The sequence below is a fragment of the Shinella sp. genome (genome assembly GCF_035998705.1).
Lineage (GTDB): Bacteria > Pseudomonadota > Alphaproteobacteria > Rhizobiales > Rhizobiaceae > Shinella.
This window is the reverse complement of sequence record NZ_DASYHH010000004.1, coordinates 1-13,500: the sequence shown is the minus strand read 5'-3', so window position 1 is coordinate 13,500 and position 13,500 is coordinate 1. Positions and strand designations below refer to the sequence as shown.

The window sequence follows — 13,500 nt, the reverse complement described above, 5'->3', positions numbered from 1 at the left end:
CCAGCGTTCGAACGATGGCGAGGCGGGTTTCCTGCGACAGGGCCGCGAATGAGGTGAGGGCTTGACGTTCGTCCATATTTCAATAATCCTTGAATCATTGAACAATAGGAGTAGCGCACATGAACGCGATCGACAAGGCCGTTTCGTCCGATATCACGCTCGGCCAGCTTCTCGATGGTCTCGCGGCCGTGCCCGAAGCGCCGCTGGTGTTCGTCCATGACGGGCACCCGGTGAAGACGGGCTACCATGTCACAGAGGTCAAGGCGGGCGCGTTCTCGGCGCTCGACTGCGGCGCCAGTCCCGAAGCGTGGTCGGAGATGTTCGTCCAGCTCTGGGATGTCGACGAGGACGGTCGAAGCCACATGCCGGCGGGTAAGTTCTCCGCGATCATCCGCAAGGTTTCTGATCACGTTCGGCTCGATCCGGCGGCCAAGCTCACCTTCGAGGTCAGCGACGGGAGCCGGCCGATGGGGCTCTATTGCGCATCGTCGCCGCGCTTGGCTGACGGCAGGTTCGAGGTGGCGCTGGCTGCGCGGCCGTCGAGCTGCAAGCCGCGCGACCGATGGCTGATGGAGCCGGCGACCGCAGCGAGTTCCTGCTGTGCGCCGGCAACGGGCAGTTCAAAGTGCTGCGCCTGAAGTTCGCGCGCCACTAAGATCGCAGGAAGTCGCGGATGCCGAGACCGGCTTTGGCATCCCTTTCGTAGCGACACACCACATGCATATGGGCATGGAAGATGTGCTGGCCGCCGGTGGCTCCGACATTCCATCCGATCGTGAAGCCGTCGGGCTGGAACTGATCAAGCCGGCGTTTCGCTTCCGCAAGCATATCACCCAGGTCGGACCATTCTTCCGGGCTGAACTCAAATGGCGTCTCGACATGACGGAACGGAATGATCATCGCGGATGGGTTCGGCAATGCGGGCTTCAGCATCATGTATTGCGAGCGATTGCTTGCTGCCGGCTCGCCTCCGGCCAAGCCGTTTGCAAGACACCACCGACAACTTTCTACATTCCCATCCGTCATGCCGACTGTCCAACCTCGTGATATTTATGCATACATATCGGCCATGACAGACGCCGCCAATACATCACATGCCCGCAATCCCGCTGCTGCTTTCGGTGGAGGCGCGATTATTGGTGCTCTTGGAGGACTCATTGGGCTAGGCGGTGCGGAGTTCCGCCTTCCGATCCTGATCGGGTTCTTCAATTTTGCAGCTCTCGAGGCCGTCATCCTCAACAAGGCGATGAGCCTCGTGGTCGTTGCGACCGCGCTTCCTTTTCGGGCAGGAACCGTTCCGTTCAGCGCCATCGCCGACAACTGGCCGATCGTCCTCAATCTTCTCGCCGGAAGCCTGATCGGTGCCTGGTTCGGCGCAGGCTGGGCGACAAAGCTGCGGTCGGAGACGCTCTACAAGGTTATCGCCATCATGCTCGTGGCGATCGCAATCGTCTTGGTGTTCGGGCACGACGCGACAGCCGGCTATTGACCGGCGTCAGCCAGCTCGTCGCGGGTGTTTTCGCCGGCTTCATCATCGGCATCGTCGCGTCACTTCTGGGCGTCGCGGGCGGCGAGCTGCTGATTCCGACGCTCGTCCTCCTCTTCGGAGCAGACATCAAACTCGCTGGCAGCCTTTCGCTTGCCGTAAGCCTGCCAACGATGTTGGTCGGGTTCACCCGCTACAGCCGTGATCAGAGCTTCTCTGTCATTGGACGCAACAAGTCTTTTCTCCTGACCATGGCTGCCGGCTCGATAGTCGGCACCTTTGTCGGCGGCTTGCTGCTCGAAATCGTACCGAACGCGGTGTTGCTGCCCGCGCTGGCGATCATTCTCCTGATCTCCGCAGTGAAGGTATGGCGGCATTAGTGGCTCGCGGGCGCAAAAATTGCTATGGTGAGCCATCGAGGTCCGCCGCGCTGCGCTAGATTTGAAGGCTTCGCACGGCGGACCTCGCCGCAAACACCGCGGGGAAAACAAAGGGTGTCTACATAACTGAGTTCACCACACCTGCCGACGCAAAAAGAAGCGCAAGGACAAGTGGCTGTTTCGCGAGACCGGTGAGCCGATCTTCGCCATCGCCGGCATCTGGCGCGAGACCGAAGATGTCGGCGAGGCTTTCACGATGCTGACCATGGAGCCTGGCCCTGACAAGCATTTCAACACATCGGCCGATCAGAACTGAAACTGGCCGGAGAAGTCGCAGACGCGCGCGGCAAGCCTTGCGACGGTCTCCATGATCGTTGAAGGGCGGTCGTTTCGGTACATCGCGGCATAAGGGACGAGCGGCAGTTCCGGATGTGTCTCGATGATGGAGAGCTTTCCCTCGTTCACCAGCGGCTGGAAGCAATGCCGCGGCACATAACTGACCCCGAGGCCAGCCACCGTTAGCCCGACCATCGCCGTCAAACTGTCACTGGAGATGAACTTCTCAAAAGCGATACCTTCGGACTTCAGCCACTTGCTGAAATAAAGACCTGAACCGGAGCGTCCACCCTGGATCAGGACGGGATATTGGGCAAGTTCGGAAAGGTGCAGCGCCCCGGCTGTCTCGATCATGCCGGGACGCGCCATCCACGCATTCTCGACCTCGTCGATTCGGAGCGCCGTGATCTCCGGTGTCGCGAAGGCCTCGGGAATGACGACCAGGTCGATCGTCTCGTCCAGAAGGCGCTCATACAGCATGCGACTCATGTCCACTTCTGGCTCCAGGACGAGGGCCGGATAGCTTTCCTGCAATGCGGAGACGAGGCGGGGCAGCCATGTCATCGCCGTCAGTTCCGTCACGCCGAGCCTGAGCCGGCGCAGCGGCAGCGTTCGATCCGCTTTTAACTCCATGATCCGGTCATGGGTCGCCAGCATCTCGGTGGCGATAGCCACGAGGTACTCGCCCCGCTCCGTGAGCCGCGCGCCGCGCAGGCTCCTGTCGAAGATCGCGATGCCGGACGCGGCCTCAAGCTCCTGTATCCGCTTGGAAATGGCCGATTGCGTCGTATTCATGCGCAATGCCGCACGCTCGAAGGTGCCAAGCTTCGCAATCCAGTACAGCGCTTCAAGCTGCTTGAGTGTCACAGAAACGGACATAGGGTTCCCAGTCGTAAATTCGATGGGATCCTATAATTATTTATCGGTTTTTTGAATATGGATTTTTTCTATCCTGTTGCTGTCGGCTGGGCTTTCCGACCGATGTCAGACCGGAGTGCCGCAGAACCATGTCCATCGACCTTTCCGAGCGGGTGAAACGCCTGAAACCCTCCGCCAGCATCGCGGCGAAGAAGCGTGTCGGCGAGCTTCAGGCGGCGGGCCGTCGCATCGTCGATTTCACCTTGGGCGAACCGGACCTCGACACCCCCACCTTCATCGTCGAGGCCGCAATCGCCGCCATGCGCTCCGGCCAGACCCACTATACAGCGACGCAGGGCATCGCGCCTCTTCGCCAGGCGATCGCGCGGAAATTCCGGCGCGACAACGGCATCGACGTCGATCCAACACAGGTGATCGTCGGCAACGGCGCCAAGCAACTGATCTATGAGGCCTTCGCCGCGACCCTCAATCCCGGCGACGAGGTGATCATACCGGCGCCCTACTGGGTCTCCTACCCGGATATCGTCTCGGTCAACGGCGGCCGCCCCGTCATCGTGACCTGCCCGGAGGAGGACGGTTTCCTTCTTACTCCGACGGCGCTGGAGGCCGCCATCACGCCGAAGACGCGCTGGCTGATCCTCAATTCGCCGGGCAATCCGACGGGTGCCGTCTATGATCGCGACCGGCTGGCGGCGCTTACAGACGTGCTCGACCGCCATCCGCATGTCGCCCTGATGACCGACGAGATCTACGAACAACTCGTCTACGACGGCGCGGAACATGTCACGCCGCTGAAGGTCGCACCGCAGCTTGCCGACCGGTGCCTTCTCGTCAACGGCATGTCCAAGGCCTATGCCATGACGGGCTGGCGCCTCGGCTATGCCGCCGGCCCCCCGGGGCTGATAGGCGCGATCGCCAAGCTGCTCGGCCAGAACACGACCTGCGCCAATTCCATCGCGCAGGCCGCCGCCGCCGTCGCGCTCGACGGCGACCAGAGCGTGGTCGCGGCCATGACGGCCGACTACCGCAACCGCCGCGACCGCATGGTGGCACTGCTCGGCGCGGTAGAGGGGTTGCGCTGCGCGCCACCGAAGGGCGCCTTCTACCTGTTCGTCAATGTCGCAGGGCTGATCGGCCGTCGGACACCCGCTGGCACTATCCTCGAAACGGACCTTGACGTGATGGAATATTTTCTCGATGCCGCCGGCGTCGCCGTCATGGACGGCGCGTCCTACGGCATGTCGCCCTTTCTGCGGCTTTCCTTCGCCACGTCACTGGCCGCCATCGAGGATGGCTGTGGCCACATCGCCGATGCCTGCGCCGCGCTTGCACGAGGAGACGACCGTTGAGCCAGCCCGTTCGCAATCCTCTGCCCGCCCCGGTCAGCCCTGACGTCATCGAGGCGTTCCGTGTGCTCGCGACGGCCAATATCAGCGACAACCTGGACCGTCAGCCCGGCGCGATCGGGCTGCGTCCGTTCCATGACGGCACGCCGATGGCCGGCACCGCCTTCACCGTTAGGACCCGCGCCGGCGACAACAAGGTCATCCATGAGGCGCTCGACCTCGTGCGCCCCGGCGACGTGCTCGTCGTCGACGGCGACGGCGACATGAGCCGGGCCCTGATCGGCGAGATCATGTGCGCCATCGCGAAAAAGCGCGGCGTCGCCGGCTTCGTGCTCGACGGGGCGATCCGCGACGTGGACGCCATCGCGCGCGCGCCCTTCCCCGTCTTCGCACGCACCGTCATCCATCGCGGCCCCTACAAGAACGGCCCCGGGGAGATCAACGCGCCGGTCGCCGTCGGCGGTATGGTCGTGCGTCCGGGCGACATCGTCGTCGGCGACGGCGACGGCGTCGTTGCCTTCGATCCGGCGATGGCAATCGACCTCCTTGCCGCCGTGCGCGCACAGGAGCGCAAGGAAGCCGAAATCCTGCGTACGATCGAAGAAGGAACCTATACCGGCGCCTATGCCGGCAAGAACTAAACCGAAGACTGCAAGAAACCAGAAGGGAAACAAGAATGAACCGCATGAAAGTCGCCATCGCCGCCACGATGCTCCTCACAGGCAGCATGTCCGCCGCCCTCGCCGAGACGAACTGGGACCTGCCGCTCGCCTGGCCGGCCGACAACTACATCGTCAAGAACGCGCAAGTCTTCGCCGACCGTGTGAAGGAAGCGACAAAGGGCGAAGTGGTCATTACGCTCCATCCGTCCGGTTCGCTCGGCTTCAAGGGTCCGGAAATGGTTTCCGTCGTGCGCGACGGTCTTGCGCCCATCGGCGACATGCTGCTCAACCAGCAGGTCGGCGAGAATGCGCTGTTCGGCGTGCAGTCCCTTCCCTATCTCATCGACAGCTTCGAGGACCTGAAAGCCTTCGACGGCATGTACCGCGCCGTTCTCGACGAGGTTTTCCAGCAGAATAACCAGAAGCTGCTCTATACCGTTCCCTGGCCGCAGCAGCAGATCTACACCAAGAAGGAGATCAAGACCGTCGCGGGTCTCGCGAATATCAAGATCCGCTCCTACGACAAGTCCTCGACCGAGATCTTCGAGGCGGCCAAGATGCTGCCCGTGCAGCTTCCCTGGGGCGAAGTGATCCCGTCGCTGGCCGCCGGCGTGATCGACGCGGTCGCGACCTCCTCGCCCTCGGCGGTGGACGGCTCGTTCTGGGAATTCCTGAAATACGGCTATACGACCCGCCAGACTTGGAACACCAATGCCGTGACCGTCAATCTCGACGCCTGGAACGCGCTGGGCGAAGCCGAACGCAAGGCGATCGAGGACACCGCGGCTTCGTTGCAGGAAAGCTTCTGGCAGTCCGCCGCCGACGCGGATGCGGCCAACATGGCCAAGCTGGCCGAGAACGGCCTGGAGAACCGCGACCTCGACGCGGAAACGCGCGCCAGGCTGAAGGAACTCGCCGGCCCGCTGCGCGAGGCCGCCCTTGCCGGCATGGACGACAAGGCCAGGGAACTGGTGAAAGCCTTCGAGGCGCGCTGACCGGTCCGGCGGAAGCTTCGGCTTCCGCCTCAACACCGCGGGGCGGTGATCCCCCCGCCGAGGGGAGACACCGCCATGTGGCAAACCATCTGCCGTTCCACCGATCTGCTTTCCCGCGTCATGGCCAATCTCGCCGGCGCGATGATCCTGCTAATCGCGATCATGCAACTCGTCGAGATCGTCCTGCGCAACTTCGCCGGCACCAGCCTGCCATTCGTGTGGGAATATGCGGCCTATCTCCATATGACTGCGATCTTCTTCGGCCTCGCCTATACGCTACGCACAGGCGGGCACATTCAGGTCGCGCTGCTAAAGGCCGTCGCGCCCCGACTGTTCGCGTGGGTGTCGACCTTCGTCGGCCTTGCGATCTCGGTCGTGCTCAGCGCCGCGCTGATCCGCATGGCCGTCGGCTACGGCCTCACCGGGCGCAGCTCCGGCACGATCAACGATTTTCCGCTGGTCTATCCCGCCGCCGCCATGGCCTTCGGGGCGACGATGCTGACGGTGCAGATCGCGCTGCGCATCGTCCACATCATCGCCGGCACGGCGGTGGAACTGGCCGGGTCTTCCGGTCCATCGGTCGAGTGACCGCGTCTTCAGATCGTTCGGGCTCCGCGCCTGCAAGAGGTTTCCCATGCCACTGACCGTCATTACCCCCATCGTTCTCCTCTTCCTCATTCTCGGTTCCGGCGCCTGGGTGGGGCTGGGCCTGATGGGGGTCGGCATTTCCAGCCTCGCCCTCTTCCGCTCCATTCCCGTTGACAAGGTGTTGAGCCAGGCCGTCTGGAACGGGCTCGCCTCGCCGGAACTGGTGGCCCTGCCGCTGTTCATCCTGATGGCCGAGCTGCTATTCCGCTCCCGGTTCGTCGACGGCCTGTTCCGCGCCATCGAGCCCTGGGTGCGCAACCTGCCCGGCGGGCTGCTGCACACCAATGTGCTCGGCTGCACCTTCTTCGCGCTGATCTCCGGCTCCTCGGCCGCCACGACGAGCGCCGTGGGGAAGATCACCTATGGCGAATTGACCCGCCGTGGCTACGACAAGCGGGCGGCGATGGGCTCGCTGGCCGGCGCGGGCACGCTCGGCTTCCTCATCCCGCCGAGCGTCATCATGATCATCTACGGGGTGCTTTCGCAGACCTCCGTGCTCAAGCTCTTCGCCGCCGGCATCGTCCCGGGCCTCATGCTCTGCCTGATGTTCATGGGCTGGCTCGTGATGCGCGCGCTCATCGTCAGGGATACGCCCCGCGCTGAGAGCGCGGATTCCCGTGGCCTGTGGACGGAGCGCTTCACGGCCCTACGGTCGCTGGCGCCCTTCCTCGTGCTGATGGGCGTGCTCCTCGGCTCCATGTATGGCGGCCTTGCCAGCCCTTCGGAGGCGGCGGCCCTCGCGGTCGTCACGACCATGGGCATCATGGCCGCGGAGGGCACGCTGACGCTGCGCGCGATCATCGATTCCTGCATCGGCACCGCACGGGTGGCCAGCATGCTCGGCCTCATCATCGCGGCTGCGAGCTTCCTGTCCACCGCCATGGGCTTCCTCGGCCTGCCGCAGGCCATCGCCGGCCAAATCCAGTCGCTCAACCTCTCCCCGCTCGGGCTGATCGCGCTGCTGCTGGTCATCTACATCATCCTCGGCTGCTTCCTTGAGGGCATGTCGCTGATCGTCATGACGCTGCCGATCGCCCTGCCGCTGGTCACGGCCGCCGGCTACGACAAGGTCTGGTTCGGCATCTTTCTGATCATCGCCGTGGAAATGGCGCAGATCACGCCGCCGGTCGGCATGAACCTCTTCGTCGTGCAGGGGCTGACCGGCGAGAGCCTCGCCACCATCACCCGCGCCGTTGTCCCATTCTTCCTCATCATGGTAGCGATGGTGTTCCTGCTCGCCGGCTTCCCCGCCATTGTCGACTGGTTACCTGGCATGATCGACTGAGACAGGCAGACATCCCGAACGTAAAACGCCTCCCTGGTCCGGGGAGGCGTTTTACGTTCAACGATATAAGGAAAGACCCGTCAGGCGAAGGAGTGTACGGCAAAGCCGGCGTCGAGCACCGCCTGGCGGATGGTCAGCGCAAGCTCCACCGCTCCGGCCGTATCGCTGTGGATGAGGATCGATTCTGCCGGCATGGCGAGAAGGCTGCCATCGATCGCCTCCACCACCCTCTCCTCCAGCGCCCGCGCCACGCGGCGGCGGATTGCCTCACGCTCGTGCACCACCGCGCCCGCCCTGCCGCGCGCGACCAGCGTGCCGTCGGGATTATAGGCGCGATCCGCCAGGAAGGAGGCGACGACGCGCAGCCCCTGGCTTTCGGCCTGCCGGAAGGCGGCCGTATGCGGCAGGCCGATGAAGGCCAGCCCGTCGTCGAAGGCCTTCATGGCGGTGATCAGCGTGCGGGCCACATCCTCGTCGACAAAGGAGAGATTGCCGAGCGCGCCGTGGAAATTCGCATGGCCGAGCCTACCGCCCGCATGGGCGGCGATGGCCGCAAGCGCGCCGAGCTGGGCGACGGTGGCAAGCTCCAGCTCCTTCAGCGAGAGGGCCATGGCCCTTCGCCCGAAACCCTCCCGGTCGGGATAGCCGACATGACCGCCGAGCGACACGCCCTGCGCGAGCGCGTCGCGCACCGTGCGGTCCATCGTCACCGGATCGCCGGCATGGGCGCCGCAGGCAATATTGGCTGAGGAGACGATGCCGAGCAGCGCCGTGTCGTCGGCGATGCGATACGGGCCGAAACCTTCGCCGAGGTCGGAATTCAGATCGATCGTTTTCATGGCGCACCGCTCACGGAGTTTGAAGTTCCATCAGGAGGGTACCGTAGCCCACCAGGGCTCCGGCCTCCGCACGCCGCTCGCCCCGTCCGGCGGCGGGCGCTGTTTGAGAAAGGATCACCCCACCGGCCTCCAGCCAGGCGAACACCTCGCCAGCTTTTAGGATGGCGGCGCCTCCCGCCTCCACATCCGGGCAATCCGGATGCCGCCAGTGAAGAATGCCCGCGCAATCGGCGACAAACGGAATGCGGGTTTCAGAAACGCCGCCGGCCGGCACGGCCAGCGTCATCTCCAGCGCGAAATCGTCCTGCCGCAAGACGACCCGCTCGATGCCGCCGGCGGCCGCATGGCGGGACAGCGTGCCGACGATCGCCGGATCGAAGGGTTTTTCGCTCACGCTACCTTCCCTCCCGACAGCATGCGCGCCATTTCGCACAGAACCCGGATACGCTCCAGCAGGCGCTCGCGATGGCGCAACGCCTCAAGCGCCTCGGCGCGGGAAACCATGACGAAGCGCACGCGACCGCCGAGCCGCGTCTGCGCCAGAAGCCGCAGATCGGGCGCGATTACCACACCGAGCTTGGGATAGCCGCCGACCGTGTTGGCGTCCCGCATCTGCACGATCGGCATGCCGGAGGGCGGCAATTGCACCGTGCCCGGCAGAATACCATGCGACACCAGTTCACGCGGGCGCCGGGGGCGGATCGGCGGCCCGGTCAGCCGGATGCCCACGCGATTGCTCGCCGGATCGACCTTCCACTCCGTCGACAGGAACAGCGCCTGCATCTCGCCGTCATGGTCCTCCCACTCGGCGGCCGGCACAATGCGCAGCACGGTGGCGGCGTCCCTTTCCGCCGGAGCAGGCGAGAGGCCGAGCTTGCCGGCGGCAAGCCCGAACGGCCGGGCAAGCTTGCCCGCCTTGCCGAGCGGCAGACGGTCGCCCGCGGCAAGCGCCCGGCCGGCAAAGCCGCCGAAGCCCGCCTTAAGGTCCGTCGCCCGCGCGCCGAGCACCGGCGCGACATCCACGCCGCCGGAAAAGGCGATGTAGCTGCGCAGGCCGAAGCGAGGGGCCGCCGCCCGCAGCACCTGCCCCGCGCACGCCGTCGCCGCCCACCAGCCTGGGATCGGCTCGCCGTCGAGGGTGAAGCCGGCGTCCGCGCCGGCCACCGCGAAGGCGCAAGACCCGGTGAAGCGCAGCTCGATGCCGCCCAGCGTCACCTCTATGGCCGCCGCACCCTCGTCATTGCCCAGCATGAGATTGGCCACGCTGAGCGCGAGCTCGTCCATCGCGCCGGCAGCGCCGACGCCGAGATGGCGATAGCCGGTGCGGCCGGCATCCTGCACGGAGGAGAGCGGCCCAGGTTTGACGATCTCGATCACGATACGATCTCCCTTACCACGAAGCGCACGCGCATGCCCGGCCTGAGTGCTGCGGGCGGATCGGCGGCGGGATCGAAGAAGCGCGCCTCCGCCCGACCGATAAGATTCCAGCCGGTCGGGTTGTCGCAGGCCTGCACGCCCGTCTGCCCACCGCCGACCATGACGACGCCCGCTGCGACCTTCTGGCGCGGCACGGCACGGCGCGGCACGGCAAGGCGCGGATCGAGCCCGCCGAGATAGGCAAAGCCCGGATGGCTTCCGAGCGTGAAGACGGTATATTCGCCTTCGGCATGGAGCCGCACGTATTCCTCCGGGGAAAGGCCGGCATGGGCCGCGCATTCCGCAAGATCCTCTCCCGCAACTCCGCCGTACGTCACCGGCACCTCGAACACCTCCCCGGCCTGCGCGACGGGCTCGGCATGCTGCCAGGCGTCCGCGATCCCGCCGGCCAGGGCATCGGCCTGCGGATGAAACGGGTCGAACAGCACGAGGAGGTTGTTCATACCCGGCACGATCTCGCGCGCTTGCGGCCAGTCATCCAGCAGCGCGGCCAGCGCCCATATGCGTGCCTGCAACCCGATATCGAGCGGTCCTTCCGGCGGAACGCACAGCCAGGCAGCCTCGCCGAGCGACGTGATCGCCAGCGGCGGCGGGGAGTAAGGGAACGGCTGCGTGCCTGTCATGGGGCCGCCTTTCGCAGTTTCGTTTCGAGATAGTGGATGTTCGTTCCGCCTTCGCAAAAGCCGGGATCGGCGAGAAGGTCGCGATGAAGCGTGATATTGGTGGAAATGCCGTCGATATGCAGGTCGGCCAGCGCCGCGCGCATCGTCTCGACCGCCGCCGCCCGGCTTTCCCCATGGACGATCAGCTTGGCGATCATGGAATCGTAGAAGGGCGGCACGACATATCCGTCGCCGACATGCGTGTCGACACGCACCCCCTTCATGACGGGCGCGCGGAACCGCTCGATCCGGCCTGGCGACGGCCGTCCCGTTGCGCCGTCTTCCGCATTGATGCGGCATTCGATCGCATGCCCGGAAAACGTGACGTCGTCCTGGCGAAACCACAGGGACTCGCCGGCCGCGATGCGCAATTGCGCCTCGACGATATCGATGCCGGTGATCGCCTCCGTCACGGGATGCTCCACCTGCAAGCGGGTGTTCATCTCGATGAAGAACATATCGCCGTTCTCGTAGAGGAACTCGAACGTGCCGACGCCGCGATAGGCCATGCGCTGGCAGGCTTCGAGACAGCGCCCGGCGACTTCCGCCAGCATCGTCCGGCCAACGCCGGGCGCCGGAGCCTCCTCGATGACCTTCTGGTGGCGGCGCTGTATGGAGCAGTCGCGCTCGCCGAGCCAGACGCCGTTGCCATAGGCATCCATCACGATCTGGATCTCCACATGGCGCGGCGTCGTCAGGTAGCGCTCGAGATAGACCTCGGAATTGGCGAAGGCCGCCTTAGCCTCGGCGCGCGTAAGCTCGATCGAAGGCAGGAGGTCGGCTTCGGCGGTGACGACCCGCATGCCGCGGCCACCACCGCCGCCGGCCGCCTTGACGATCACCGGATAGCCGATCTGCGCGGCGATCCCGCGGCAGGCCGCCGGGTCTTCGGGCAAGGCGCCATCGGACCCCGGCAGGCAGGGAACGCCCGCCGCCAGCATGAAAGTCCGCGCGCGTACCTTGTCGCCCATCGTGTGAATCGCGCTTGCCGGCGGACCGACGAAAACGAGGCCTGCGCGCTCCACCTTGTCAGCGAATGCAGCGTTCTCGGACAGGAAACCGTAGCCCGGATGAACCGCATCGGCTCCCGCTGCAAGGGCGGCGAGTACGACCCGCCCAGCGTCGAGATAGCTCGCTGCCGCCGGCCCCGGCCCGATGCAGACTGAAGCGTCGGCCCGCCGGACGTATTCGGCCGATACATCGGCCTCGGAGCAGGCCTGGACCGTCGCGAGACCGAGGCCGCGCGCCGCCCTCTGGATACGCACCGCCACTTCGCCGCGGTTGGCGATGAAAAGGGTCCGCATCGCTTCAACCCGCTCCGGCCGGCCGATAGCGAAGCAATCGAGTCCCCGTCTCGATATAGGCCCCGTCCTCGACCAGCACGGCCTCGACCTCCCCGGCTTCCTTGGCGAGCACCGGCGTCATCGTCTTCATCGCCTCGAAGATCAGCAGCTTGTCGCCCGCCGAAAATACATGTCCCCCTGGCGCAAGGGCGGCCTCGCCGAGCGAAGACGCCAGGTAGACGATGCCGGAAAACGGCGCTTCGATGAATGAGCCACTGTCCGCAGCCCGGACGCGCTGCTCTGCACCCGATGCACCCGGTACGGCGGATCGAACCATGTGAATGTCGAAATCGCCCGCTCGCACCTTCAGTTCCAAGAGCGGCGAAGACGAGAATTCGTCCATCAGGGACTTTATGAATGCGATATTCGGATCAGCCAAAGCACATGCTCCCCATGGAACCGACAGGAGCTTAGAACAGGCAAAACATAGCAAAAAGCGATTAAATTTTATCTTAAAGCATTCCTTTTCAGACTTAAAAGGGACACTCGACCCCCGGTAATTTTGGTGTTTTGAATGCATGGGATCTGGACCGCCGCGGCCGACTAAGGTGCACCAAGCCATTGATAATTTACGCCGTCATCGATCATCCCATGCGCTCGGAGGCGTAGGAGCCGGGGCTCGGCGGGAAGACGATGGTCTTGTTGCCGTTCATGAAGACGCGATGGTGGATATGGGCGTGCACCGCGCGGGCAAGAACCTGGCTCTCCACGTCGCGGCCGATCGAGACATAGTCCTCCGCCGACTGCGCATGCGTGATGCGCGCCACCTCCTGCTCGATGATCGGACCTTCGTCGAGATCTTCCGTGACATAGTGCGCCGTCGCACCGATCAGCTTCACGCCGCGCTCGAAGGCCTGCTTGTAGGGGTTGGCACCCTTGAACGACGGCAGGAACGAGTGGTGGATGTTGATGATCCGGCCCGACATCTTCTTGCACACTGCATCCGACAGAACCTGCATGTAGCGGGCGAGCACGATGAGTTCCGCGCCCGACTGTTCGACCACTTCCATCAACCGGGCTTCGGCCTGTGGTTTGTTCTCCTTGGTCACCTTGATGTGGTGGAAGGGGATGTCGTGGTTGACGATGACCTTCTGGTAATCGAAGTGGTTGGAGACGACGCCGACGATGTCGATCGGCAGCGCGCCGATCTTCCAGCGGTAGAGCAGGTCGTTCAGGCAATGGCCGAAGCGCGACACCATGAG

At 64.6% G+C, this 13,500-nt stretch carries 15 protein-coding genes and 3 pseudogenes; 8 read left to right on the top strand and 10 right to left on the bottom strand.

Annotated features, from left to right (window positions below):
• Positions 1-76 (bottom strand): annotated as a pseudogene (locus VGN93_RS00665) (transcriptional regulator); the annotation flags it as partial.
• A gap of 43 nt (positions 77-119) precedes the next feature.
• Between VGN93_RS00665 and VGN93_RS00660 the strand changes: the two are divergent.
• Complete coding sequence (locus VGN93_RS00660; RefSeq protein WP_319324309.1) at positions 120-638, top strand: DUF6428 family protein; 519 nt, start codon at positions 120-122, stop codon at positions 636-638.
• 13 nt (positions 639-651) lie between these two features.
• Here the strand turns inward: VGN93_RS00660 and VGN93_RS00655 are convergent, their stop codons facing one another.
• On the bottom strand, positions 652-900 hold the full coding sequence (locus tag VGN93_RS00655) for an HIT family protein (RefSeq protein WP_319324308.1): 249 nt from the start codon (positions 898-900) through the stop codon (positions 652-654).
• A 169-nt stretch (positions 901-1,069) separates the two neighbouring features.
• Between VGN93_RS00655 and VGN93_RS00650 the strand changes: the two are divergent.
• Together VGN93_RS00650 and VGN93_RS00645 are read left to right on the top strand one after the other, a co-directional pair.
• Positions 1,070-1,866 (top strand): annotated as a pseudogene (locus VGN93_RS00650) (sulfite exporter TauE/SafE family protein).
• 128 nt (positions 1,867-1,994) lie between these two features.
• A pseudogene (locus VGN93_RS00645) lies at positions 1,995-2,149 on the top strand (SOS response-associated peptidase); the annotation flags it as partial.
• Positions 2,150-2,172: 23 nt separating this feature from the next.
• On the opposite strand, the gene VGN93_RS00640 reads toward VGN93_RS00645, so the two are convergent.
• Positions 2,173-3,081 (bottom strand): LysR family transcriptional regulator, encoded by a 909-nt coding sequence (locus VGN93_RS00640; RefSeq protein WP_319324307.1) that lies wholly within the window; start codon positions 3,079-3,081, stop codon positions 2,173-2,175.
• Between the two features lie 128 nt (positions 3,082-3,209).
• Between VGN93_RS00640 and VGN93_RS00635 the strand changes: the two genes are divergently transcribed.
• The 5 genes from VGN93_RS00635 (at position 3,210) to VGN93_RS00615 (ending at position 8,017) form a co-directional block, all read left to right on the top strand.
• Positions 3,210-4,430: an aminotransferase class I/II-fold pyridoxal phosphate-dependent enzyme gene (locus VGN93_RS00635; RefSeq protein ID WP_319324305.1), complete on the top strand. Its 1,221-nt coding sequence runs from the start codon at positions 3,210-3,212 to the stop codon at positions 4,428-4,430.
• Positions 4,427-5,068: an RraA family protein gene (locus tag VGN93_RS00630; protein ID WP_319324303.1), complete on the top strand. Its 642-nt coding sequence runs from the start codon at positions 4,427-4,429 to the stop codon at positions 5,066-5,068. Before VGN93_RS00635 ends, VGN93_RS00630 begins: the two co-directional genes overlap by 4 nt.
• 35 nt (positions 5,069-5,103) lie before the next feature.
• On the top strand, positions 5,104-6,084 hold the full coding sequence (locus VGN93_RS00625; protein ID WP_319324302.1) for a TRAP transporter substrate-binding protein: 981 nt from the start codon (positions 5,104-5,106) through the stop codon (positions 6,082-6,084).
• 75 nt (positions 6,085-6,159) lie between these two features.
• Positions 6,160-6,672 carry a TRAP transporter small permease gene (locus tag VGN93_RS00620; protein ID WP_319324300.1) on the top strand — a complete coding sequence of 171 codons (513 nt, stop codon included), beginning with the start codon at positions 6,160-6,162 and terminating at the stop codon, positions 6,670-6,672.
• A gap of 46 nt (positions 6,673-6,718) precedes the next feature.
• A complete protein-coding gene (locus VGN93_RS00615) occupies positions 6,719-8,017 on the top strand; it encodes a TRAP transporter large permease subunit (protein ID WP_319324299.1) in 1,299 nt (432 codons plus the stop codon).
• 80 nt (positions 8,018-8,097) lie between these two features.
• Here VGN93_RS00615 and VGN93_RS00610 read toward each other — a convergent pair whose 3' ends face one another.
• The 7 genes from VGN93_RS00610 to VGN93_RS00580 all read right to left on the bottom strand — a co-directional run.
• The gene (locus tag VGN93_RS00610; protein ID WP_319324297.1) at positions 8,098-8,856 is read right to left on the bottom strand and encodes a 5-oxoprolinase subunit PxpA; all 759 of its coding nucleotides are present in this window, start codon (positions 8,854-8,856) and stop codon (positions 8,098-8,100) included.
• A gap of 10 nt (positions 8,857-8,866) precedes the next feature.
• On the bottom strand, positions 8,867-9,250 hold the full coding sequence (locus VGN93_RS00605) for a hypothetical protein (protein WP_319324296.1): 384 nt from the start codon (positions 9,248-9,250) through the stop codon (positions 8,867-8,869).
• On the bottom strand, positions 9,247-10,233 hold the full coding sequence (locus VGN93_RS00600) for a biotin-dependent carboxyltransferase family protein (RefSeq protein WP_319324295.1): 987 nt from the start codon (positions 10,231-10,233) through the stop codon (positions 9,247-9,249). Before VGN93_RS00600 ends, VGN93_RS00605 begins: the two co-directional genes overlap by 4 nt.
• Complete coding sequence (gene pxpB / locus VGN93_RS00595) at positions 10,230-10,916, bottom strand: 5-oxoprolinase subunit PxpB (RefSeq protein WP_319324294.1); 687 nt, start codon at positions 10,914-10,916, stop codon at positions 10,230-10,232. Before pxpB ends, VGN93_RS00600 begins: the two co-directional genes overlap by 4 nt.
• Positions 10,913-12,259 carry an acetyl-CoA carboxylase biotin carboxylase subunit gene (locus tag VGN93_RS00590; protein WP_319324293.1) on the bottom strand — a complete coding sequence of 449 codons (1,347 nt, stop codon included), beginning with the start codon at positions 12,257-12,259 and terminating at the stop codon, positions 10,913-10,915. Before VGN93_RS00590 ends, pxpB begins: the two co-directional genes overlap by 4 nt.
• Positions 12,260-12,263: 4 nt before the next feature.
• Positions 12,264-12,677 (bottom strand): acetyl-CoA carboxylase biotin carboxyl carrier protein, encoded by a 414-nt coding sequence (locus tag VGN93_RS00585; protein WP_327505922.1) that lies wholly within the window; start codon positions 12,675-12,677, stop codon positions 12,264-12,266.
• 205 nt (positions 12,678-12,882) lie between these two features.
• On the bottom strand, positions 12,883-13,500 hold a 618-nt coding region (locus VGN93_RS00580; protein ID WP_327505921.1), incomplete at its 5' end, for a formyltetrahydrofolate deformylase.